The 22325-nt window shown below is 69.9% G+C and carries 17 protein-coding genes and 4 pseudogenes; 11 read left to right on the top strand and 10 right to left on the bottom strand.

Features of this window, described 5'->3' with window-relative positions:
- Positions 1 to 27: 27 nt before the first annotated feature.
- The 4 genes from ACF07B_RS20950 to ACF07B_RS20935 all read right to left on the bottom strand — a co-directional run bounded on the left by ACF07B_RS20950 (position 28) and on the right by ACF07B_RS20935 (position 6747).
- Positions 28 to 2256, bottom strand: coding sequence for a bifunctional serine/threonine-protein kinase/ABC transporter substrate-binding protein (locus ACF07B_RS20950; protein WP_392180001.1), 2229 nt, complete (start codon positions 2254 to 2256; stop codon positions 28 to 30).
- Complete coding sequence (locus ACF07B_RS20945; RefSeq protein WP_392180000.1) at positions 2256 to 4622, bottom strand: ABC transporter substrate-binding protein; 2367 nt, start codon at positions 4620 to 4622, stop codon at positions 2256 to 2258. The genes ACF07B_RS20950 and ACF07B_RS20945 overlap by 1 nt, the downstream gene beginning before the upstream one ends.
- Positions 4622 to 5509 carry a hypothetical protein gene (locus ACF07B_RS20940; protein WP_392179999.1) on the bottom strand — a complete coding sequence of 296 codons (888 nt, stop codon included), beginning with the start codon at positions 5507 to 5509 and terminating at the stop codon, positions 4622 to 4624. The genes ACF07B_RS20945 and ACF07B_RS20940 overlap by 1 nt, the downstream gene beginning before the upstream one ends.
- 122 nt (positions 5510 to 5631) lie before the next feature.
- Positions 5632 to 6747: a serine hydrolase domain-containing protein gene (locus tag ACF07B_RS20935; protein WP_392179998.1), complete on the bottom strand. Its 1116-nt coding sequence runs from the start codon at positions 6745 to 6747 to the stop codon at positions 5632 to 5634.
- 270 nt (positions 6748 to 7017) lie between these two features.
- Between ACF07B_RS20935 and ACF07B_RS20930 the strand changes: the two genes are divergently transcribed.
- A complete protein-coding gene (locus tag ACF07B_RS20930; protein ID WP_392179997.1) occupies positions 7018 to 7899 on the top strand; it encodes a GyrI-like domain-containing protein in 882 nt (293 codons plus the stop codon).
- 455 nt (positions 7900 to 8354) lie between these two features.
- Positions 8355 to 8703 (top strand): annotated as a pseudogene (locus tag ACF07B_RS20925) (ATP-binding protein); the annotation flags it as partial.
- Between the two features lie 2 nt (positions 8704 to 8705).
- On the opposite strand, the pseudogene ACF07B_RS20920 reads toward ACF07B_RS20925, so the two are convergent.
- From ACF07B_RS20920 to ACF07B_RS20910, 3 genes and pseudogenes are all read right to left on the bottom strand, one after another.
- Positions 8706 to 9222, bottom strand: a pseudogene (locus ACF07B_RS20920) (GNAT family N-acetyltransferase); the annotation flags it as partial.
- Between the two features lie 18 nt (positions 9223 to 9240).
- Entirely contained in the window at positions 9241 to 10443 is a 1203-nt protein-coding gene (locus tag ACF07B_RS20915; protein WP_392179996.1) for an IS110 family transposase, read from the bottom strand.
- Positions 10444 to 10682: 239 nt separating this feature from the next.
- Positions 10683 to 10943, bottom strand: a pseudogene (locus tag ACF07B_RS20910) (GNAT family N-acetyltransferase); the annotation flags it as partial.
- Between the two features lie 868 nt (positions 10944 to 11811).
- On the opposite strand from ACF07B_RS20910, the gene ACF07B_RS20905 reads away from it, so the two are divergent.
- From ACF07B_RS20905 to ACF07B_RS20885, 5 genes are all read left to right on the top strand, one after another.
- Positions 11812 to 13023 carry a M4 family metallopeptidase gene (locus tag ACF07B_RS20905; RefSeq protein ID WP_392179995.1) on the top strand — a complete coding sequence of 404 codons (1212 nt, stop codon included), beginning with the start codon at positions 11812 to 11814 and terminating at the stop codon, positions 13021 to 13023.
- Between the two features lie 71 nt (positions 13024 to 13094).
- Entirely contained in the window at positions 13095 to 13397 is a 303-nt protein-coding gene (locus ACF07B_RS20900) for a protealysin inhibitor emfourin (RefSeq protein WP_392179994.1), read from the top strand.
- Between the two features lie 37 nt (positions 13398 to 13434).
- Positions 13435 to 14142 carry a hypothetical protein gene (locus ACF07B_RS20895; protein ID WP_392179993.1) on the top strand — a complete coding sequence of 236 codons (708 nt, stop codon included), beginning with the start codon at positions 13435 to 13437 and terminating at the stop codon, positions 14140 to 14142.
- Positions 14143 to 14177: 35 nt separating this feature from the next.
- Entirely contained in the window at positions 14178 to 14570 is a 393-nt protein-coding gene (locus tag ACF07B_RS20890) for a hypothetical protein (RefSeq protein WP_392179992.1), read from the top strand.
- 6 nt (positions 14571 to 14576) lie between these two features.
- Positions 14577 to 15023, top strand: coding sequence for a hypothetical protein (locus tag ACF07B_RS20885; protein WP_392179991.1), 447 nt, complete (start codon positions 14577 to 14579; stop codon positions 15021 to 15023).
- Between the two features lie 70 nt (positions 15024 to 15093).
- On the opposite strand, the gene ACF07B_RS20880 is transcribed toward ACF07B_RS20885, so the two are convergent.
- The 3 genes from ACF07B_RS20880 to ACF07B_RS20870 form a co-directional block, all read right to left on the bottom strand.
- Entirely contained in the window at positions 15094 to 15654 is a 561-nt protein-coding gene (locus tag ACF07B_RS20880; protein WP_392179990.1) for an SMI1/KNR4 family protein, read from the bottom strand.
- 144 nt (positions 15655 to 15798) lie between these two features.
- Positions 15799 to 16209: a hypothetical protein gene (locus tag ACF07B_RS20875; protein ID WP_392179989.1), complete on the bottom strand. Its 411-nt coding sequence runs from the start codon at positions 16207 to 16209 to the stop codon at positions 15799 to 15801.
- A 92-nt stretch (positions 16210 to 16301) separates the two neighbouring features.
- Positions 16302 to 16730 (bottom strand): hypothetical protein, encoded by a 429-nt coding sequence (locus ACF07B_RS20870; RefSeq protein ID WP_392179988.1) that lies wholly within the window; start codon positions 16728 to 16730, stop codon positions 16302 to 16304.
- A 191-nt stretch (positions 16731 to 16921) separates the two neighbouring features.
- Here ACF07B_RS20870 and ACF07B_RS20865 point away from each other — a divergent pair, with 191 nt between their 5' ends.
- The 4 genes and pseudogenes from ACF07B_RS20865 to ACF07B_RS20850 all read left to right on the top strand — a co-directional run bounded on the left by ACF07B_RS20865 (position 16922) and on the right by ACF07B_RS20850 (position 22290).
- Positions 16922 to 17758 (top strand): hypothetical protein, encoded by an 837-nt coding sequence (locus ACF07B_RS20865; protein WP_392179987.1) that lies wholly within the window; start codon positions 16922 to 16924, stop codon positions 17756 to 17758.
- Between the two features lie 840 nt (positions 17759 to 18598).
- A pseudogene (locus tag ACF07B_RS20860) lies at positions 18599 to 19599 on the top strand (acyl-CoA desaturase).
- A gap of 31 nt (positions 19600 to 19630) precedes the next feature.
- A complete protein-coding gene (locus tag ACF07B_RS20855; RefSeq protein WP_392179986.1) occupies positions 19631 to 20074 on the top strand; it encodes a DUF5994 family protein in 444 nt (147 codons plus the stop codon).
- A 1205-nt stretch (positions 20075 to 21279) separates the two neighbouring features.
- Positions 21280 to 22290 (top strand): slipin family protein, encoded by a 1011-nt coding sequence (locus tag ACF07B_RS20850; protein ID WP_392179985.1) that lies wholly within the window; start codon positions 21280 to 21282, stop codon positions 22288 to 22290.
- Positions 22291 to 22325 lie beyond the last annotated feature (35 nt).

Genomic DNA, 22325 nt, shown 5'->3' with positions numbered 1-22325 from the left:
CGGCCCCGGACCTCTGGTCCGGGGCCATCACGACACGGCGGCTTCCCGGTACTGCCCCAGGTAGCGGAACGCGCGGTCGACGACCTGGAAGTCGAACATCGCGTCGTGGTTGTAGCCGTACCCCGACTCGTACTTGACCGTGCGGGTGATGCCGGCATACGTGATCTGGGGCATCCGGCGGGCGATCGCGCCCCGTTCCGTCAGCGTGATGCCGTCGTTGTGACAACTCTTGGCCAGGAACATCACGGCGTCGTGGGCCTCCGCCGCGTACCAGCCGGGGTCGGCGCCGAAGCGGGTGCGGTAGGCCGCCGTGAACGCGCGGGCCGAGGCGCGGGCCGTCGGGTCGGTGAACGACGTGACGAAGACCCAGCCCTTCGCGGCGGCTCCGGCCGCCGCGAGGAACCGTGGGTCGAGAGCGCGTTCCGTCGCCATCCGGGCGCCGGTGAACCGGTCGGCGGTCAGCGCCGCCGCGAGTCCGGCGGCCCGGGCCGCGTCGCCGGTGAAGACGACCGCGTCCGCGCGGGCGGACCGCACCTCGGCGGCGAGCGACGCGTAGTCGATCTTCCCGGCGGCCACATGGGTCACCGTGGCGTCCCGGCCGTTCTGCCGCAGCGCCCGCTCTGTCTGGTCGCACACGGTCCAGGCGAAGTCGCCCTGCGCCCGGTCGTCCACGAGGAGCACCTGACGGGAGTCGACGTGGTTGCTGAGATAGCGGACGCACGGGGCCGCGAGCAGCCCGTACGTGACGTGGAGCGCCGCATGGCAGTGGAAGACGTTCGTGCCGAACGTCGAACTCAGCGTGTCGGTGCCCACCGAGACGGACACGACGGGCATCACCGCCTCGGTGTACGTCCTCTCGGTGGCGCGGAAGCAGGCGTCGCTGGTCGGGCCCAGCACCGCGAGCACCTCGGCGTCCTTCGTCAGCCGGGCGGCCAGCTCACCGGCCCGCCCGGTGTCGCCGCCGTCGTCGTACGTCCGCAGCTTCAGCCGAAACGGGTGGTCGCTCCGCGCGTTGAGCTGATCGACGGCCAGCCGGGCGCCATTGAGCTGGGCCGTCCCGCTCTCCTTGGCGGCGCCGGTCAGATCGCCGTGGAACGCCACGACCAGTTCGGGGCGCCGAGTGCCGGTCCCGGAGGACGTGGACGTTCCCGGTTTCGCCCGGGTGCTCCACCACCAGGCTCCGCCACCGCCCGCCGCGAGGAGTCCCGCCGTCGAGCCGAGGCGCAGGAAGCCGCGGCGGCCGACCGCGCGCGGGATGGGGTCGGTGGCGGTGACGGCCGTCAGCGTCGCGGCCTCCGGCGACGCCGTACTCGCCGTGTTCGGCGGTGTGGACGCGGACACCTGGGTCGGCTCGATCGCGCCGATGGTGAGCACGGCGGCGGCCCTGTCGTTGATCAGCCGGGTGACCGGCGCGGGCAGCCAGTCGGACGGCTCGTCGGAGTCGGCCGGCGTTTTCTCCCCGAGCGTCGCCCGGAGCCGGGCGAGGCTCGGCCGGTCGGCCGGAGCCTTGTGCAGGCAGGCACGCAGCAGAGGTGTCAGAGCGTCCGGGAGCGACGCCGGATCGGGCTCCTCGTAGATGGTGCGCAGCAGTACTCCCGCCGCCGGTCCGCCACCGAACGGCCGCACCCCGGTCGCGGCGAACGCCAGGACGCACCCCAGCGAGAACACGTCGCTGGGCGGGCCGATCTCGCCGCCCCGCGCCCGCGCCTGCTCGGGTGACAGGAAGCCGGGCGAGCCGACGATCACGCCGCTGGAAGTGAGCGCGGTGGCGTCGGGCGCGCGGGCGATGCCGAAGTCGATGAGCCGTGGACCGTCCGGGGCCAGCAGGACGTTTCCCGGCTTCACGTCGCGGTGCACGAGACCGGCGCCGTGCACCGCCTCGAGCGCTTCGGCGAGTCGCGTGCCCAGCACGTGCACGGAGGTGAGCGACAGCGGTCCGAATGCGTGCACCGCCTCGGCGAGCGAGGGCCCCGGCACGTACGAGGTCGCCAGCCACGGTGTCTCCGCGTCGGCGTCCGCGTCCAGCAGCGGGACCACCCAGCGGCTGCCGACCTGCCGGGCGGCCTCGACCTCACGGCGGAAGCGGGCCCGGAATCCGCTCTCGTCGGCGTACGAGGACCGGACCGTCTTCACCGCGGCGATCGCCCCGCCGGGCGCACGCGCCAGGAAGACCACGCCCATGCCGCCGGCGCCCAGTCGCCTCAGCAGTCGATAGCGGCCGATCCGCGACGGGTCGGCCGCCCGCAGGGGTTCCATCAGACGGTGAGCGGCGCGGGGCCGTCGTACACGAAGGCACCCTGCTCCACCCGCCAGAGGAAGCCGCCGGTGCCGTCGATGACCATCATGCCGTTCTTCTTGAAGGCGTACGTCTTGGTGATGCCCTCGTACGTCCCGTCCCGTACGGCCGTGAGCAGGTTCTGCCGGGTGCGGCTCTTCGGTGGCAGCCCGGCCAGGGCCTTGAGCAGCATCCCGGTCACGTCGTAGGCCTCCGCCGCGTACCGGGGCGGCGCCTCCTTGAAGCGCTCGCGGTAGGCTGCGGCGAACTTCCGCGCCTCGGGTTTGCGGGTCGCGTCGATGACCGGGGCCACCATCACCCAGCCCTCGGCGCCTTCTTGAGCCTGTGTCAGGAACCGTTCGTCCAGCAGCGCAGGTCCGGACACCCGCGGACCCGGGAAGGCGCGTTCCCGCAGCGTCGCGGCGATCAGCGCTCCCCGGTCGGGCAGACCGGCGAAGAACACGGAGTCGGCCCCGGCGGAGAGCACCGCGTCCACGGCGCTGCCGAAGTCGTGGCGCATCGCGCTGACCACTTCCGGCACGGACGGGTACGGGATGCTGCCGAGGGCGTTGCTGAGGGAACTGCCCAGGTTCGTCCCGTAGTTGCCGGCGGGGCGGTCGATGACGATGCCGACCTTGCGTGATCGCCCGGCACCGCGCAGGTAGTTGCTCACGTAGACGGGCAACACCGCGTCGGGCAGACGTGCGTGCAGGAACGAGCGGAACCCCTGGAGGGACAGGTTGGTCGTGCCGGGGGACACGCCGACGACCGGCAGCAGCCCGGCGTCGTAGGTCGCGAGTGCCGCCTGCCCGGTGTCGTCGGTGGTCGGGCCGACCACGGCGAGGACCGCCGGATCGTCGGTGAGCTGCGCGGCGATCCGGGCCGAGGCCGCCGGATCACCCCCGTCGTCGACGGCTTTGACCTTCACCGTGAACGGGGCGTCGCCGCGGGCGTTGAACTCCGCGACCGCGAGCCGCAGTCCACGCTCCTGGGCCCGGCCCGTCTCCCGCTGCGGTCCGCTGAGGTCGCCGTGCAGCGCGACGGTGTGAACCGGTCGGCGCGAGGACACGGCGGCAGGGCTCTTGCCTTCCGGGCCGCCGTCGCGGGCGACCGCCCACCAGGCCCCGCCCCCGCCCGCCGCCAGCACCACGGCCCCGCCCGCGAGCAGCAGGAAACGACGCCGGCCGGCCGGGAGGGAGTCCAGCGGCTCTGCCGGCCCGGACATGTCCCGCGTGTCGGGCTCCGCCGGGTCGGCGGCGGCCGGTGTGTCGGACGGCGCCAGCGTGTGCTCGATGTCCGGCAGCGCGAGCGCGGCGGCCGAGCGCTCGGCGATCAGCCGGGCCACCGGCTCGGGCAGCCACCCGGACGCCCCGTCGTCCCGCCGCGCCGCTTCGGAGGTCTCCTCGTCCGGCGGTGCGGCTTCGGACGTCCCGTCGTCCGGCGATGCCGCTTCCGAGGTCTCTTCGTCCCGGGGTGCCGCTTCCGAGGCCGGTGCGTTCCGTAGTGCGGCTGCGGAGATCTCTTCGCCCGGGGCGGCGCCGGCGGCCGTCAGTTCCCGTACCAGCTCACCGGCATCCGGCCGCCGGGCAGGATCCTTCTCCAGGCAGCGGTCCAGCACCTCATGCAGCCACGCCGGCACCCCCTCGAGGTCCGCCGGGTCGTGGACGGCACGGTAGAGCAGGGCGTCGACCGCTCCGCTGCCGAACGGCGCCCGCCCGGTCGCCGCGAAGGCCAGGACACAGCCGAGGGAGAAAACGTCGCTCGCCGGGCCGATGCCGTCCCCGCCCCGCCCCTCGGCCTGCTCGGGAGACAGATAACCGGGTGTGCCGACCACCATCCCGGTCGCCGTGAGTGTCCGGTCCTCCGGCGCGCGGGCGATACCGAAGTCGATGAGTCGCGGCCCGTCATGGGCGGTCAGCACATTGCCCGGCTTCAGGTCCCGGTGGACCAGCCCGGCCCGGTGCACCTCGCCCAGCGCCTCGGCCAGCCGGGCGCCGAGCAGCCGCAGACCGCGCTCGGGCAGCGGCCCGTAGGCGGCCACGGCCTCGCCCAGCGACGGTCCGGGCACGAACGCCGTCGCCAGCCACGGCGCCTCGGCGTCCGGGTCGGCACCCACCAGCGGCACCACCCAGGGGCTGTCGACGCGCCGGGCGACCTCGACCTCGCGGCGGAACCGCTCCTTGAATCCGGGCTCCTCGGCGTACTCGGCGAGCAGCACCTTCAGCGCCACCAGCGCGCCGCCCGGCGTGCGCGCCAGGTACACCACGCCCATGCCTCCGGCGCCGAGCCGCCCGAGCAGGCGATGGTCCGCGATGCGCGCGGGATCCGACGAACGCAGCGGCTCCATCAGCTCTTTCCTCCGAGCTCGAACTCCACACTGTTGAGCATCGTGACGTTGGCGTGCGACGCGTAAGTGGCCAACTCGTTGTCCGTGTAGCCCTTGGCGCCCTTCACCGACACCGCCAAGGTCACCGTGCCGAGCCGGGTGACATACCAGTAATAGGTCTGCTCGCCGCTGCCGGTGAGGTATTTGCCGATTTCCACGACCTGGTCGTCGGAGTAGGTGTTGTTGCCCTGGCCGTAAGGAGTGGCGGCCGAGATGAGTTTGGCGATCCGCTCGTCGGTACGGACCTGCTGTTGCCGACAGCGCAACGGCTCCTCCAAGGTGGAGGCCAGCCGCTCGTCGGCGTCGCGCACGCTGGTGTGCACGGTGACCGCCGCGCTCACCTTGAGCTCGCCCTTGCCATCGGCAGCGGGAATCTCGCTGTAGCGGGAGAGGGAGGCCAGGACGCCCTGCGACAGACCCCGCCGCTCCCACCGGCACTGCTCGTCCAGCACGGCGACCGTGCGCGGGGTGCTCACGGCCGGCCGCTGCGCCCGGAAATCCGCCCCCCACGCCTGCGGTTTCAGCGTGACAGCCGCTGCCAGGGCCTCGGCCCGGCTCTTCGTCCTGGGCACCTTGGCGGGGTCCGCCTGGAACGGTGTCAGCGGCGACGCGTCACCATCCGAGGAGGACGCGGACGCGGCGGCCGAGGGAGTGCCGGACGTCGCGGCTGAGGCAGTGCCGGACGTGGTCGCGGCGGCGGATTTCGAAGGTGCCGAAGGTTTCGGCCCGGCCGCCTTGCCATCGTCCCCGGAACCGCAGCCGCTGAGCACCAGGGCCGTCGTGGCGAGCGAAGCGGCTAATCGCCACGCCCAAGTGCTCCTGCGCACAACGGTGTTGCCGTCGTTCATCCCCGCCCCCTCGCTCACGAGCCCCCCGCCCGCGTGCCGTGATCATAGCGGCGGACACGAGGAGTGGGCGGGCGGTTACAAGAAAGCAGCTCGTGAGGCCCGGATCGCCCTTCGGCGTGGTGTCAGCGCAGGCCGCTGTAGGCGGCCATCACGATCTCCATGCCGCGGTCGTCCTGCTGCCGGTCCCGGTCGATCATCTGATTCATGACGTAGGCGACCGTCATGTGCGAACCGGGATCGTTCACGACCAGCGAGCCGCCCCAGCCGCCCCAGCCGAAGGTGTCGCCGAACTTGCCGAAGCCGGCAGTCCAGGACATCGGCGTCCCCAGCACGCGGTCGTCGCCGCGGAACACCTCCTGCCACGCGGGCTCGCACCCCTGGGCGGAGAGCAGTCGCACGCCGCCCGCCGAACCCTGGTTCGCCAGCACCGACTGGACAAGGGCGACGGAGCGAGCGTTGCCGAAGCCGTTCACTGCGGGGATCTGCGCACGGCGCCAGGGCGCGGAGTTGGCGTCCTTGACCCGGATGACGGCACCGGTGTTCTCCCGGCGTGTGCCATCCGGTCGGGGCGGTGCCTCGGCAGCGTACTCGTCGGTCAGTGACGGTGGCGGGATGAGCGGTGCGACGCGGTGGTCATGGTCGTCGGAGAGCCCGATGTGGAAATCCGCGCCCAGTGGTCCGGCCACCTCTTCGGCGAAGAACTCGCCGAGACCGCGGCCGGTGACGCGGCGGACGATCTCACCCACAAGGAAGCCGAAGGTGAGCGCGTGATAGCCGGCGGCCGTTCCCGGTTCCCATTCGGTCGCCTGGGCGGCGAGCCCTGCCGTCACGTTCTCCCAGTCGTAGAGCTCCTCGACCGCCGTCAGCCCGGACAGGTCCGGAAGCCCCGCGGTGTGCGACAGCACGTGTCGTACCAGCACCTTCTCCTTGCCGGCCGCGGCGAACTCGGGCCAGTAGGCGGCGACCGGCGCAGACAGATCGAGCTCGCCCCGGTCGGCGAGAATCAGCGCGCACAGGGCGGTCATGTTCTTGGTCGTCGAGTTAACGCCGGTGAGGGTGTCGCTCTCCCATCCGACGGAGCGGTCCGCGTCGGCGTACCCGCCCCAGAGGTCGACCACCGGCTCACCGTCGATGTAGACGGCCGCCGAGGCGCCCACGTCGTCCTTGCCGAGCAAAGCGGAGAGTGCCTCACGGACTGCGGAGAACCCCGGTTCGCAAAATCCCCTAACATCGTTCATGGGCGTAAGCCTCGGACAACCCCAGGGCCTCCTGCCCGACAATTCCCGCACCGGTCATGTCGGGCGGGGCGCGAACAGAACTCCTGTACTCCGGTGAGGCGGCCTGACGGCCGCGCGGTCGTCCCCTCGGACGAGGCCTTCCGCCTCCGGCCCCGGGTCTTCCGGAGGTCGACCCCTCTGACCCTGCCCAGCGGCCTGGCGGCGGCCCGGCCGGTCGTCCACCAGCCCGGCCGTATCGGTAGCTGTCCCCGGAAGTAAGGACGGACACGCGTGCTGGAGCGGCTGAATCAGGCGCTGGACCACCTGGAGGCCTGCCTCGACCAAGAGGTCGACATGGCCGAGGTGGCCCGGATCGCCGCGGTGTCGGAATACCACTTCCGGCGGATGTTCTCCGCGCTCGCCGGGATGCCGCTCACGGTCTACGTACGGCGCCGGAGGATGACACTCGCCGGGGCCGAGGTGCTGGCCGGGGAGCCGACGCTGCTCGACGTCGCGGTGCGGTACGGGTACGGCTCGGGCGAGGCGTTCGCCCGGGCGTTCCGGTCGGTGCACGGCATCGGGCCGGGCGAGGCCCGGCGAACGGGCGCGGTGCTCTCGGCACAGCCGCGCATGTCCTTCCGTGTTGTCGTCGAGGGTAGTACGACGATGCGGTACCGGATCGTGGAGAAGGAGTCGTTCCAGGTCGTCGGCAGGAAGGCCCGGGTCCCCCTCGTGCACGAGGGGCTCAACGCGGCAGCCGCGGCGCACGTGCAGAGCCTGGACGAGCGGGCGATCGTGCGGATGAAGGAGCTGGGCGACAGGGAGCCGGAGGGGGTCCTGTCGGCGGTGGTGTACCTGACCGACAGCCGGGAGGAGGGCGCCGAGGCGGACTACTGGGTGGGCGTGGTGACCGGTCCTGAGGTGGTCGCCGAGGAACTCGACGCCCTCGACGTGCCGGCCGGGACCTGGGCGGTCTTCGACAACCACGGGCCCTATCCGAGCGCCCTCCAGGAGCTGTGGCGCGACGTGTTCACGCAGTGGTTCCCTTCGAACCGGTACACGACCCGACCGGGCCCGGAGCTGCTGCGGACGCGGCCGGTGGAGATCGGCGCGGAGACCAACTCCCAGCTGTGGATCCCGGTCGAGCGGGGCAACGGGAGTGCCGGGGCGTGAACATCGTTCCCTGACATCGGAGTTCTGGCTCGGCTGGCCGATTCCGCCCTGCTGGTCCGCGCTTGCGCAGGCCTCCACCCGCCCGCCCGCGGCGCCGTCACCCTTGGCTACGTGCAGCTTGCAAGCCTCTACCGCCGACGTACCCGGGGACCGGCGCCGCCGCATCCAGCTCGTCCCGCAGAACCGGCTCGGCGCCTTCAATCCCGCGCACGCCGTCGGCACCAGCATCGCCCGGCCAACGCGCGCTCACCACAGGGCCGAAGGCAGGGCTGATGCCCGGATGACCCCTGGTCTCCGGCTGGTTGTGGGCCGAACCAGGCCGGGTCGGTCGAGTCACGGCCGCACCACGCAGCGCCGGACACCTGGCGTACACCGCGGATACGGCAGGCGGCACCCGTGGACTCGCCTCTGGGTGCCGCCCCGCGCAGGCGCGGCTCGCGCACGTCCAGAACGGTGTCCGCCACTCCCTCGTGACGAAGTTCGTCAACGAGCTGATCGAGGCCGCGGACGAGAAGCCGTTGATCAAGACTGTCGCCCGCCACGGACGCGTCGATCTCCTCTGCACGACGAACTCGCCACCTGGAACTCGACCGTCACGGCGCCGAACGCCTCTTCCAGGTCCTGACGGAACACGAGGAGATGAGCGGTGTCGGCATCACATCCACTGCCCCCTTCTCCAAAGCGCACCGCGCGGCCATCGTCGACCGCCTGATCTTCAACGGCACCATCACCGAGACCGGCACTGACCCCTACCGCCTCGCCGGCACCCGGGCGCGAGCTGAGGGGCCGGCGAACGCCGGCTGAGCTCAGGGCGACCAGACATACGGTGTCGTCGTGGTGACCGCGTGCAGGCCGAGGCGGGTGAGTATCGGGGCGCTGTCGGCCGAGGCGTCGACATAGACGTAGGGGACATCGCGAGCAGCGGCGAGTTGGGCTCGGTGGGCGACCATGGCCCGGTAGATTCCCTGTCCGCGCCATTCCTTGAGCGTCGAGCCGCCCCAGAGGCCGCCGAAGTCGACGCCGTCCTTGAACACCAGCCAGGCGGCGCAGACGACTTGGGCGCGTGCCTCGGCGACGAGGACGACGATGTCTCCGGGGGCGTTCTCGATCCGGGCGGCCAGGTCGTCGGCGAGCCAACTCCAGTCCTCGCCCCAGACGATGCTCTCCATGGCGGCAATGCGCTCGACGTCGGATCTGGCGGAGCGTCACGCCGTCGGGCAGGACGGGGTCGGCGGCGAGTTCCGCTGACTTCCCGATGAGCACGGTCTCGCTGGCCTCGGCGACGAAACCGGCTGCCGTGAGTCGGTCAGTGAGGTCGGGGGGGTGCCCCTATGGGTTTGGTCAACCCGATCGGACGGGTTGTGGGTCGTAAAAGGTGCCGTCGCGGAGCATCGCGAAGAGGACGTCGGCTCGTCGTCTGGCAAGGCAGAGGAGGGCTTGGGTGTGGTGCTTGCCTTGACTGATCTTCTTGTCGTAGTAGGCCCTGGAGACGGGGTCGGCCAGGGCGGCGAACGCGGAGAGGAAGAAGGCCCGTTTGAGCTGCTTTTTTCCCCGCAGGGACGGCTGTTCGCCGCGGATCGAGGAGCCCGAGCTGCGGGTTGCCGGGGCGAGGCCTGCGTAGGCGGCGAGGTGGGCGGCGGACGGGAACGAACTGCCGTCGCCGATGTCGATGAGGATGCGGGCTCCGGTCCTGACGCCGATCCCCGGCATGGACGTCAGGACCTTCGAAAGAGGGTGGTTCTCCAGCAGTTCCTCGATCCTTGCGGCGAGGAGTTTTCGCTGTTCAAGGACGGTCTGGAGCGAGTTGGCGAGGCTGGGGACGATCAGTGCGGCTGCGTCGGTGCCCGGGACGACGACAGTCTGTTCGTCCAGGGCCGTGAAGATGTCCTCGACCAGCCGCTCGGCCATCCGCGGGGCCTTCGGACGTATCAAAGTCACGAGCCTGCGGCGTCCAGCCTTGCGAATCTGGGTTGGTGAACCGAACTGGTCGAGGAGCTTGAGGACGGCCGGGTGCTGCAGCCGCGGGCCCAGCACCCGTTCCAGCGCCGGGTGGATCTGCGTGAGCAGACCGCGAAGGCGGTTGCTGATGCGGGTTGCTTCGCCGGCCAGGTCGTCGTCGAACCCGACGATCATCTCCAGCTCGGCAATGGTCTCGTCTTCGAGGTCGACCGAGCGGAGGGTGTGGGGCATGACGCGGGCCGCGTCGGCGATGACGAAGGCGTCGCGGGCATCGGTCTTGGCCTCGCCCGGATAGAGATCGGCGATCCGCCGCATCGTCAGCCCGGGGAGATATGCGACCGAGCAGCCCATGTCACGCGCGACTGCCAGGGACAGGGCACCGATGGAGGCCGGCTGGTCGACCACGACGAGCACGGTTCCGTGCTTGGCCTGCAGTTTCCCGAACACCTCGCGGAGCTTGGGTTCACTGTTGGGCAGCCGCTTGTCGAATGCCTTCTTCCCGACCGGGGTGACGGCGGTGGCGTGGTGTTCGCCCTTGCCGACGTCCAGGCCGAGGAAGGCGCCGATGTCACTGACGTCGATCACGTGCGTCCTCCGGTCGTCCCCACACCCGGCCGTCCCACGGCACCGATCGCCACATCCACATTACGAAGAGCCTCCCGACCTGCGGAAAGGCCGGTGGTCATGCCCCTAATCAGCGGTCTGTCGATGCCTCCGGAGCCGGTGACACCACCCCCCAGGCCATGCGTTCGACAGGGGGAGACAGTCATGCCAACTCCGGAGGCCGGGCGCCCCATTGCGGGGCCACCAAAACGGTAATGGGGGGGGAGGTCATGGCCGCGCGTCTTCCATTCGACCGCCTCGCCACGGGCGGCGTAGAAGTCACGCTGCCGCGCTATGAGCGTGTCGAGTTCCGCCCCGCACACACCGAGGTCGCGTGGGCCCGTGACGAAGCCGCGGTGCCAGCCGACGACGCGGGTCAACGGGCCGTCCCTCTCGACGCGGGCGCTGCCACCGGGCGGTGTGACACCGCGGAGTTGGGCGTCGTACGCGGTGCGGAGTTCGTCGATCAGAATGTCTTTCACGCGAACACCGTACGGACCGGGTCAAGTGATGTGAACGCCGTCGAACCGAGGTCGTGCCCGTGAATATCGCCTCCGCCCGGCTCGTGCCGGCCAAGACGAGCATGCACGGAGCCATGGCACGCGAACAGGCCGCTTTCACAGTGGACTTGGGGGGACCGGTGGAAGACACAGCAACTCTGCTGATCCGCGACGATCGTCCCCTCGCTCCAGCTCGGGGATTCGCCGAGGATCCGGCGGGGCGAGGCGCAGGGGAGCAAAGTCTCTCGGAGCGGAACCGGTAAGCGCCGAGAGCCGGTGACGGAAACCTCCGGTAGCGGGGTTCGGGTTTCGGGTTCAGGAACGGTTGTGGGCGCGTCCGGCGTGCTTGCATGAGGTCGTGGTGAACGACGGCATGGCCGTGACCATCGACCTCGTGTCCGAAGTGGTCGAGCGTGCATGGAAGTTGTTGCCTGAGGAAAGCTGTCGGCCGGGTTCGCGTCATCCTCGGAAAGAGCCTCGCCCGGGGTGCGCGTCGATGGCACCGAGCGGATAATCGAAGTAGACACGGTTCTCACCTCTTCGGTCATGCGCACGAAGCAGAGACAGTGAGACCGCTCGCTACACGGCTGAGCCGGCATCCCGGAATTCACCTCGCCGTACAGAGGTGCGGAGCAGGTGGGGCCCGGCGCGTCAGACGCGATTGCCCGGTCACAGTAAAACCGTCCGCCTGGCGATCGACACCGTCGATGCGCCGCCTCCGGCGCAGACGATCGACGAGGGCGAGCTCCAGTCGGGGTCGGCGTGAGTGTTCCGAACGCGGAGAACAACCACGCGACAACATCCGATGAGCGAGGTTTCCCCACCCCTCCTCATGTACGCGAGGTGTCCCATGACCAGGACCTCCCACCTCCATTGCATCATCCCCCCGCACCTGCTCGAAAAGCTCCTGAGCAGCGACGACAGCGAAGTGCGCCAGACGGCACTGAACACCATGCTGACCACCGCCCGGTTGCGGGGCGAGCGAGGGATCCGGGCGTCCTTCGCAGGCGCCGCTGCCACCCCCGGCAACGGCCGGCGGACCGTCTTCGACTGCCAGAACGGCACCTTCCTCCCTTCTGCTGTTCTCGCCCGGTCGGAGGACGGCCCCGAGTCCCCGGATGACTCCGTCAACAAAGCCTTCGGCGGACTCGGAACGACACGCGATTTCTACAAGGCGGTGTTCAACCGCGATTCGATCGACGGCCAGGGGATGCGGCTGGACGCGTTCGCCCACTTCGGCGAAAGGTTCAACAACGCCTTCTGGGACGGGCAGCAGATGGTCTTCGGTGACGGGGACGGAAGGATGTTCTCCGACTTCACCGGATCCGTCGACGTGATCGGCCATGAGCTGACACACGGAGTCACCGAGCTCACCGCGGGACTCAAGTATCACAACCAGTCCGGGGCCCTGAACGAATCCCTGTCGGATGTCTTCGGGTCGCTGGTCAAACAATGGTCACTGAAGCAGTCGGCCGATGAGGCGGACTGGCTGATCGGGCCCGACATCTTCACCCCGGGAATCGACGCCGACGCCCTGCGATCGATGAAGGCCCCGGGGCGCGCGTACGACAACGACCTGTTCGGCAGAGACCCCCAACCCGACCACATGGAGAACTTCGTCAGACTGCCGGACACCGAGAAGGGTGACCTGGGCGGGGTGCACGTCAACTCCGGTATCCCGAACAAGGCGTTCTTCCTGACGGCGGCACGCATCGGCGGATTCGCCTGGGAGGCTCCCGGACTCATCTGGTACGAATCACTCAAGGCTTCCAACGCCGAGACCCAGTTCCAGGAGTTCGCGAACACCACGTACCGGAAGGCCGCGGAACTGTTCGGCGAGGACAGCGCCGAACAGTTGGCCGTACTGGCGGGCTGGCAGGACGTGGGCATCCAGATCAGCGGGATCCTGGCAGGCGTCGCCCGGGCGCGAAGCCTCGCCGCCGACCGGAACGGTGGCACGGGCGGTGACAAGGGAATGGCGACCGTGAGCCGCCAGATCGGCGCACTGGCCGCCCAGGTGACGGGGCTGGCCAGGGACGTGACCGCGCTGAAGGGCAAGTGACCGACGGCTGTTGACGCGGCCGACCCCCGACGGCGAGGAGTGCCGGTCGGTCGGCCTGAAGGGTGTGCCCGATGAGGGTGACCTGGGAAGCACAGGGAGGCCAGGCGGCTGCGATCCGCCTGGGCCTACCGCCCAAGGTGCTGGACACCGACGCCCTGCCCGAAAGCGCGGCGGGAGAGCTGGACCGCCTGGTGGCGGCGGCCGCCCCCGAAGCCGGGCAGGACCGGCCGAGCCGGGCCAGGGACGCGATGAGCTACACGATCACCGTGGAGGACGGCGGCCGCTCGACCGCTCTGACCCAGTCCGAAGCCGCCATGTCCCCGGCATTCGCGGCCCTGCTCGGCTGGCTCGAAAAACACATCGCGGAGCAGTGACACACGCGGGAACGCCCATCAGGCCGAGGAGGACACCATGGCCGCCCCTATGAGCACGCACATCCCGGCCGAGGTCCTGGCGGGCAGGGGAGAACCACCGCGCGAACCGGTCACGGACCCTACGCTGGGCATTCCGGTCGGTGACCAGGAGCAGGGACAGGAGCCACGCCATCGGCTCGTGACGATCGGCGACTCACTCACGCACGGGTTCCAGAGCGGAGCGGTCTTCAACACCGACCTGTCCTACCCGGCGATCATCGCTCACGAACTGGGATCCGGCACCGACTTCCGATTCCCCGTGTACCCGGGGTACGGAGGGCTGCCCCTCAACATCGAACTGCTGCTGAGGGAGCTTCAGGAGCGCTTCGGAAAGGATCTGGACTGGTGGGAGGTCCCGCTGGCCCTCTTCCACGCCCGCAGGTTCCTGGACGAGGCCGAGGACTACTGGGAGCGCGGGCCGGGAAGCGTCGTCCCGCAGATCGACGCCATCAACCACAACCTCTCCGTGTACGGCTGGGACCTGCGCGACGTCCTCGAAAAGAGCGCCAAGATCTGCCAGGACGCCATCGCGGCGCCCGCCGACAACCTGCTGCGGCAGACCGTGGAGAACAACGGTGACCGCGCGGCACTGCGGGTCCTGCCCTCCGGCAGCGTGGACCGAGGCGGAACCATGACGCTGCTGTCGGCGGCCCGCCGCCTCGGTGAGGACCGTCCCGAGGGGGGGACCACGGAATCGAGACCCTGATCGTCTTCCTCGGCGCCAACAACGCCTTGCAGACAGTGACCCAGCTCAAAGTGGCGTGGAGCGGTGAGGGATACGACGACCTGGAGCACAAGAAGGCGTACACGGTCTGGGATCCCAGCCACTTCAAGGACGAGCTGCGGCAGATCGTCGCCCAAGTACGGCAGATCGCGGCTCGCCATGTCATCTGGTGCACCGTCCCGCACGTCACCATCGCCCCGCTCGCCCGTGGAATCGGCGCCAAGAGCGCGCCAGGGTCCAGGTACTTCCCCTACTACACCCGTCCCTGGATCGACGATGACACCTTCAGCCCCGTCCTTCACCCTCACCTGACGGGGCAGGAGGCGGAAGACGTCGACCGTGCCATCGACCTCTACAACGAGGCCATCACCGACCAGGTGAGAACAGCGCGGACGACGGGGGCGGACTGACTCCTCATGGACACGGCCGGCCTGCTCGACCGGCTCGCGTCACGCCGGTACATCAAAGACATGACGGCCCAACCGCCATGGTGGCGGCCCTACCAACTGCCGCCGCAACTGAAGGCCCTTGCCCCGGAGCCGAACTCCCACTTCATCACCAGCGACGGCACAGGACGTAGCGACGGCGGCCTGTTCTCCCTCGACGGCGTTCACCCCACCACCATCGCGTACGGGATCGTCGCCCAGGAACTGATCAACGTCATGCTCGCGGCCGGTGTGCGGTTCCGCCACTCCGACGGAAGCGTACGGACTGCCCCGGTCACGGTCGACTTCGATCGGCTCATCCGCCGGGACACCCTCGTCAACCAGCCTCCCGCCAACCTGGATTCCACCTTGAACATCCTCGCCTGGGCGCAGTCGTCACTCGGCCTCCTGAAACGCACCGTGTACTTCCGCGTCTGACAGGTCTCCCGCCGGCACAGGCGTCAGCCCCCTCACCGCGTCTCCCGATCCGTCGAGAGCGGCCGACGGCTCACTGTCCGGCCGTTCCCAGAATCGCGTCGGCCGTCGTGAAGCGGTGCACTATCGGCTTCAGTACCTCGTGGAGGTGCCCGAAGTACGCCGTTTCCGCAGTCCCGGTGAGCACCGCCAACAGGAAGGCGAGGCACCCCATGTCGTGCTGCTCCCACAGGGGACCGCGCCCCTCGTTGTAGAGCACGGTCCACTCGTCGGGGTGCTGACCGGGCCGCGCCAGCCAGTACAGGAACGCCCCCGTGCCCTCCTCGAATGCCCACGGCAGGACCTTCACCCCCGCCTCCCGCAGACCGGCGGGCTTCTCCTCGAACTCCCACAGGTCTGCCAGGATTTCGTCGCGCTCCGCCGTCTGCGCGTGCAGGTCGCAGTCGTCGTAGGCGGAGTCGGGGACGAGCAGCCAGATCGTCTCGTCGAAGATGCCGTCGCCGTATGTCTCGACGAGCTGCTTGTAGTCGGCCGGCAGTCCCGCACCCAGGGCGCCCTCGGCTTGCGCCCAGTCCACCGGTGGCGTATCGGCGGGCGGAGGGCAGAGCCGGACGAGTGCGTCGAGAGCGATCATGGAACGGACGTTACAGGGATGCCGACCGCTGTCCGAGGGGGTCCCAGCCCTGTTCGGGGCCGACGCCAGACGGGCGGTAACGGAGACTGCGAGGTCGTCGGCCCCATCAGGATCCGGGCGTCAGGCTCGCCGTACGGCTCTCGTTCAGGAGGGCTGACGCTGCTCCTGAAGGAGAGCCGCAGCTTGAAGGTCATTGGTCACCATCACCTGAGCCAGTCTGGCCGCGATGGCGATCACGGAGCCCCATTCCTCGGCATCGAGATAGGCTTCATCCGGGGCGCTGCGGCCCACGGACTCCTGCACCGGCGAGTAGGCTCTGCCCAGCTCCTTCATGAGCGTGACTTCCTCCTCGGTCCGGAGGCTCTTGCCCAGCCACGGAGCGGGATCGTCAGCGTTGCAGAAGTCGTCGAACAGCACGTTGATCACGTAGTCCAGGTTTTCGAACTCCTCCGGCTGCAGCCACACATCGCGTTGCCATGAGGGGCTCGCCAGAGCGAGAACCGCCGGCACGACATGCAGACGAAAAACGGGGAACTCAATGCCGTGATCAGTCACTCGGCCAGCCTAACGAGGCGGTGAGGGAGGCGGAGCCGTCCGATCAGGAACCGCGGACAGAGCCCTGATTCCGTCCGGTGCCGCTCGTCGCCTCAGTCGGTTTGGTGCTCAACGGATGGGGAGGTTTGCCGACATTGCGCGAGTTCCGGGGTGAGGCCGGTAGGGCCATAGGTGCTGCAGAACTCGCAATCACAGCTGGTCAGGGAGTTCGCCTGGCAATGGGCGGTCGGCCAGTAGCGGGATGCGCAGGGGCCTGGGTCGAGCGGGGATTCGTCGCGGGGCACTGTCCTGTCGCACCAGGTGCAGCGGACGGCCGCAGACACGTCGGCCTCCCGCAGTCGTCGGGCCGCGACGGCGGCCGTGTCGAGCGGGACCTTCTCCACAACCGTCGCGGGGGCACGGTCCAGAAGAAGCTTGCTACGCCACAGGCTCAGTCCGGTCAACGCTCCGATCGCCTGCAGGGCTTCGCGTCCTCCGTTCCCGGAATGGGTCACCAGCACGGTGAACTCTGGCTCCTCCATGGATCACGTCTCCCTCGGCGACGGGACAGCGGCCTCAGTATGCCGACGGAGAGACTTTCGGCCCACCAGTTTTCAGCGAGACGACCGCCCTTACCGCCGGGCGGCGACGTCGTCATCTGTGAGGCTCTGGCTCGCGGAAGTGCCTGTGCTGTCGCTGGACGTGAGCGACCCCTCGTGGTGACACTGATCCCATGACCAGGGCAACGAGGGAACCGCTACCGGGAGGCGGTGTCGTCCTGGCCGTACCGGACGGGCTGTCAGGCCCGCCCCTCCTGCGCTTTGAGCGCGTTACGGACCGCGAGTGGACCCTCCGGCAGGGGGAACGGCCGCTGATCCAGGCCCGGTCGGAGGGCGACGGCTGCTGCCGCGACCTCCACCTGCGCCGCCTGCCCGGCCACCGCTCCCCACTGCCGCCGCTGACCGCCGCGGCGATGCGGACCGGGGCCGACTGGCCGCACCGATACGCGCTGTGGCTGGAGGAGACGGGGCTCGGCCCACTGCACCACGGGCGCTGGCTGCTGACTCCGCGCTCCACTTTCGCTCCGGGTATCTGGGATGGTGACCTCGTTCAGGACTGGCCGGACGCCACCCTCGAACTGCTCTGCGGGGGTGGCTGGCACGGTGTCTTGCCGCTGCGTCCGCTGTCGGCACCGGATGCCTCGCGCGTGAAGGCGTACCGCAAGCACGCCCGGGAGGGCACTCTCGCCCCGGTCCTGCTGTGGTGGGTGTCCTTCCTGGACGGTTGGTTGCTCCTCGACGGTCATGACCGCGCTGCTGCCGCTCTGGCCGAGGGCAGGCAACCGGCCTGCGTGGAACTGGTCCGCGTACCGGACGACGCCGACTGGCGGGCGACCGCCGAGAAGATCACCGAGGCGCACGAGCAACAAGTGGCGCGACTGTCCGAGCGCCCCGTGGGCCCGCACACCGCACGTGAACGGCAGACGCTGGACCGGGGCTACGCCGACGTGATCTCCACGCTGGCGTACGACGCGAACGCCACCGCCGTGTTTGAACGCCCCCGCGAATGACCGCATCGTGCTGCGCCTCTTACTTCGCGCCAAGGGCGGATGCGGCACCGAACTCGGCGTCGTCTGGGGCGGATCCGTACCACCGGACCCTGAGGAGAGCCAGGTGATCGCCTCCAGCTCGGTTTCAGCGCCGGGTGCGTCCTTGCGGGCCCATGCCTTCTGTCGCGCCCCACGGGATCGATTCGGCCCAGGCACGCTCCAGCAGGGCGCCGAAGGGGGGCGAGCTCTCGGCGGATCAACTCGGTCAGTGTGGAGTCGACGGCCGTGAAGTTGCGGCCCGGGTTTTGCCTTTCGCCGGGAACGACCCGGCACGGCAGCCGGTGTGCGCCCTCGACGCCTTCACCGTACCTACTCCTTCAGTCTTCCTGGTCTTGCCGCGGCTGTCGTGCCGTCAGGAGTACGGTGAAGACGTCGAGGGCACGTCGTACGCCGGTGATCACACAGGCCTCGTCCTCGTCGCAAGAGAGATGCGGGCCACTCAGGTCCGGGCAGGTTCCGCCCCGTGACACCCGAAGCCGCGCATTGCCCACCCCGCTCCGAGGCCACGCATGAGCGAGCAGGGCCGGGTGAAGCCCGTATGGTCGCCGCGGACTGTGAAGCGGTTCCGCGCGTCGCGGACGCGCTCCGGTCGCCTTCCGCCGGTGACGAGCAGCGTCGCGGGCCCCTCGGGAACGGGGACGCGACTGCACCTCACAGCGAACGCCTCGCACGCAGCGGGTCCGCTCCGCTCCTGGCTCGACTTCCGCGGACTGCCCGCCGATCGCATCCACCCACCCATCGTCGAAGAGGCGCAGCCCAAGACCCCGGCCGCACTGTCGTCACCGAGGTCAAGGACCGCCCATGTCTTTCCAGTCTCTCCGTCCCCCGTCCGCCGCTCAGCCGGAAAGTGCCTCGCCGCTCCAGGAGTACGACGGGAGGGCACCCTTCCCGTGCGGCGGAACCACGGGCGAGCGCACCGGCAGCGAGCGGCTGTCCCTGACGATCACGGCGTTGATCGTCTTTCTGCCGTTCCTGGCACTGGGCCTGGCCGGCTGGTTGCTGTGGGGCGCCTGATCCATCCTGTCGATGTCGTGCTCGCCACGGTGCTCTACACGGTCACGGGCCTCGGCGTCACCGTCGGGTTCCACCGGGGCCTGACCCACGGCGGCTACCGGGCCGTACGGCCACTGCGCATCGTGCTCGCGACGGCCGGGTCGATGAGCTTCCAGGGTGACGTGATCGGCTGGGTCGCCATCCACCGCCGCCACCACGCCTTCACCGACCGGCCGGGCGATCCGCACTCTCCGTACCGCTACGGCACGTCTGTGCGCGGCCAGTTGCGGGGTCTGGTGGACGCCCACGTCGGCTGGCTGTTCCGCAACGACCCCACGTCCGCCGCGCGTTACGCTCCCGACCTCGTCGCCGACCGCGACATCCAGGCCGTGTCCCGGGCCTTCCCGGCCCTGTGTGTGCTCACCCTCGTCCTCCCCTTCGCCGCGGGCGGGCTGATCGGCGGCACCTGGGCGTCCGCTCTGACCGCCCTGCTGTGGGCGGGACTTGTCCGCATCGCCCTGCTCCACCACGTCACCTGGAGTGTGAACTCCCTCTGCCATGTGATCGGCGAGCGTCCGTTTCGCACCCGTCGCCACGACCGCGCCACCAACTGGTGGCCTCTGGCCCTGCTCTCCTTCGGCGAGAGCTGGCACAACCTCCACCACGCCGACCCCACCAGCGCCCGGCACGGCGTCGACCGTGGCCAGCTCGACCCGTCCGCCGCCGTCATCCGCCTCTTCGAACGCCTCGGCTGGGTCAGGGACGTGCGCTGGCCGACCCCGGACCGTATCGCCGCCCGTCGTGTGTGAATCCGATCGACCGTGTCCCTCAGGAGTTCTCATGACACTCGCTCCCCCGCCCCCGCCCCCGCTCTCCTCGTCGTCCGCCGTCCGCCTGTGCCTGTCGGTCCAACCGGCACAGGGCCGCATGCCCCGGCGCATCGACGGCGCCTGGTGGCCCCGCTCGACCGATCTGACGTCCGAACTGCCCCAGCTGCTGGGCGGACTGCCGCCCGCCTGGGGGCACGTGAGCAGCGTCCTGGTGGACGAGGCCGTATGGGCTCCGTTCCCCGTACGGCTGCTCGTCGCCGATCAGGTGGTACGCCTGCGCCGGACGACCAGCCGGCACGCCCCTTCCACCGTCTGTCTGCTGGTGCCCGGCCGCGGCCGGTGGGACCTGCTGGTCGTACCGCCCGCGGCCACGGAGGCGGAGGCCGGAGGGCTCATGGACGGCATGGACACCGCCGTGAAGGACGGCCTGGGGTGGGGAACCGCTGTCCGTTGACGGTGTCTGCCGGACCGGTTGTGGGTCCACGGCACCCAGGGGGGCCGTGGACCCGGGGGCGTGGTCACCGCACCGGTCGAGGGCCGTCAGTGCCTTCCGCCCGGCACCGAGCGGCGCAGCCCGGAGCGGTGGAGGTCGGTGGTGCTGCGGTGACACGACCGGGCGGCGCGGAGTTCTCGTCCCCCGTCCTGCGGCGGCCGTGTTGTTCGGACGCGGAGTCCGTCCGGACCATCGGCGGAGTACGCTCGGTGCTACCGAGGGTATTTCGCGCACCGGCTCCCATGTCCGTGTCGCTTTCGGCGATTTGATCACCTCGGGCCGGTTTCGGTCGGTCCGGAGCCGGGTTCGTGTCATGAATGCGACCGCTACCCTCACGCCGATCCCCGCATACACGCCTTCCCCTCCGTCATGCCGGAGGCCTTTCGCTTTCGTTGATTCCTCGCCGACGGCCGTGCTCGATCCGCTGAAGGGGCCGGTCACAGGCGACCTGGCGGATCATCCGTACCGGACGGCTGTCCCGGGCGCGGTGCCCGTGGGTGGGCAGGGACAGCGGACTCCGGCCTCGGCTCTTTGGCTGCTGGCCGCGGGGAGAGACTGCCTGCGCACCTCGCACGCGGGCCGACTGATGGTGGAGGCGGCGAGCCTGCGCACAGTCTCCGAGGCTGACCGGGCCGTTCAGACGGCCTGGGACTCCGAAGGGGACGATGCGATCCGCGAGCCGTCAGCACGCCCGCAGATCCCGGTCGTTTCCGCTCCGCCGGCGGCGAGATGAGGGCCGTTGAGGCGCTGTGACCACCACGGCCACAGCCGGACAGGGCCGGGCGGGCGCACCAGGAGGTGAGGGAGGAGGGTCGCCGTGCCGTGAGCGCCGCCGGGCTCCTGGCGGACGGCGGCGGGGAGCCGCTCCTTCCCGGCACTGTGATCCTTCGGATGAAGACGACAGCCGAGCACGCGGGACCTTCGACCGCGCTTGGTGACTGTCGGCACGCGACCTCAAGAGTCGGCCGGCACACGACCTTCGGCCGGCACGCGACCTCAAGAGTCCGTGGTGGCCGCGGACACGCGACCCCAGGAGCTGGCAACTCCTCCACGGCAGCCCGAGACCCCGGCCGCATCACAGACGACAGGCCGGGGTCCGCCCGTGCCGTGTGCTTGCCGGATCCCTCGGGTCCGGGACCGTCATCGACGTAAGGAATGTGGGAACCATGGGTGTTCTGATCACCGTGCTGGCGGTGTTCGCCGTGGCCGGGCTCGTCCTGCTCGCCCTCAGCGTGCGCAACGTCCAGCAGTACGAGAAGGGTGTGGTGTTCCGCTTCGGACGGCTGCTGCCGGACATCCGCGGGCCGGGCCTGCGGCTCATCCGGCCGATCGGGGACCGGATGCGGAAGGTGTCCGTACAGACCGAGGTCCTCGGTATCCCGCCGCAAGGGTCCATCACCGCCGACAACGTGACACTCACCGTCGACGCTGTCGTCTACTTCAAGGTCATCGACCCTGTCAAAGCCCTGGTGAACGTGCGCAACTACCCCGCCGCCGTCTCCCAGATCGCCCAGACATCGCTCCGCTCGGTCATCGGCAGGGCCGATCTGGACACACTGCTCTCCGACCGCGACCACATCAACGCTGAACTCAAGAAGGTGATGGACGCCCCCACCGAGGAGCCCTGGGGGCTGCGCATCGAGCGTGTTGAGATCAAGGACATCGCCCTCCCGGAGTCGATGATGCGCTCGATGTCCAAGCAGGCCGAGGCGGAGCGGGAACGTCGTGCCCGGGTCATCGCCGCCGACGGCGAGTTCCAGGCGTCGCAGCGGCTGAGCGACGCCGCGGCGACCATGGCCGACACCCCCGGAGCTCTCCAACTACGCCTGCTGCAGACCGTGGTGGACGTGTCCGCCGAGAAGAACAGCACTCTCGTGATGCCGTTCCCCGTGGAGATGCTCCGCTTCTTCGAGCACCAGAGCAGGGAAAGCGGCGGCGTGTCCGACGGACGGGTCACGCACCGGATCAGCCGTAGGACCCGGCGCCCCGCGGCGCCTACGGGCGTCGTGATCCCCGAACCCGCCGTCCCGTCACCGGTCATCGCGCCCGCCTTCTCACTGAGCGGAGAACGGGTCGGATCCGGCGGCAAGCGGATCGGCGGCCGTGCGGAGGAGGCCGGGGAGCGACGGGACGACTGGCCGACACGGAGGGACGCCGAGGAGTCACTGAACGGCTGACCGCTCGGCCGACGGAGTGACGCGGATCGTGGTGC

The sequence above is a fragment of the Streptomyces sp. NPDC015532 genome (genome assembly GCF_043078065.1).
GTDB lineage: Bacteria > Actinomycetota > Actinomycetes > Streptomycetales > Streptomycetaceae > Streptomyces.
The sequence above is the reverse complement of the archived record's forward strand: the minus strand, read 5'-3'. Positions and strand labels throughout refer to the sequence as shown.

What these genes read in the sequence shown, in the direction of transcription:
- ACF07B_RS20950 (WP_392180001.1), bottom strand. Translation starts at nt 2,256, where the DNA reads ATGGAACCCCTGCGGGCGGCCGACCCGTCGCGGATCGGCCGCTATCGA.
- ACF07B_RS20945 (WP_392180000.1), bottom strand. Translation starts at nt 4,622, where the DNA reads ATGGAGCCGCTGCGTTCGTCGGATCCCGCGCGCATCGCGGACCATCGC.
- ACF07B_RS20940 (WP_392179999.1), bottom strand. Translation starts at nt 5,509, where the DNA reads ATGAACGACGGCAACACCGTTGTGCGCAGGAGCACTTGGGCGTGGCGA.
- ACF07B_RS20935 (WP_392179998.1), bottom strand. Translation starts at nt 6,747, where the DNA reads ATGAACGATGTTAGGGGATTTTGCGAACCGGGGTTCTCCGCAGTCCGT.
- ACF07B_RS20905 (WP_392179995.1), top strand. Translation starts at nt 11,812, where the DNA reads ATGACCAGGACCTCCCACCTCCATTGCATCATCCCCCCGCACCTGCTC.
- ACF07B_RS20900 (WP_392179994.1), top strand. Translation starts at nt 13,095, where the DNA reads ATGAGGGTGACCTGGGAAGCACAGGGAGGCCAGGCGGCTGCGATCCGC.
- ACF07B_RS20895 (WP_392179993.1), top strand. Translation starts at nt 13,435, where the DNA reads ATGGCCGCCCCTATGAGCACGCACATCCCGGCCGAGGTCCTGGCGGGC.
- ACF07B_RS20885 (WP_392179991.1), top strand. Translation starts at nt 14,577, where the DNA reads ATGGACACGGCCGGCCTGCTCGACCGGCTCGCGTCACGCCGGTACATC.
- ACF07B_RS20880 (WP_392179990.1), bottom strand. Translation starts at nt 15,654, where the DNA reads ATGATCGCTCTCGACGCACTCGTCCGGCTCTGCCCTCCGCCCGCCGAT.
- ACF07B_RS20870 (WP_392179988.1), bottom strand. Translation starts at nt 16,730, where the DNA reads ATGGAGGAGCCAGAGTTCACCGTGCTGGTGACCCATTCCGGGAACGGA.
- ACF07B_RS20865 (WP_392179987.1), top strand. Translation starts at nt 16,922, where the DNA reads ATGACCAGGGCAACGAGGGAACCGCTACCGGGAGGCGGTGTCGTCCTG.
- ACF07B_RS20855 (WP_392179986.1), top strand. Translation starts at nt 19,631, where the DNA reads ATGACACTCGCTCCCCCGCCCCCGCCCCCGCTCTCCTCGTCGTCCGCC.
- ACF07B_RS20850 (WP_392179985.1), top strand. Translation starts at nt 21,280, where the DNA reads ATGGGTGTTCTGATCACCGTGCTGGCGGTGTTCGCCGTGGCCGGGCTC.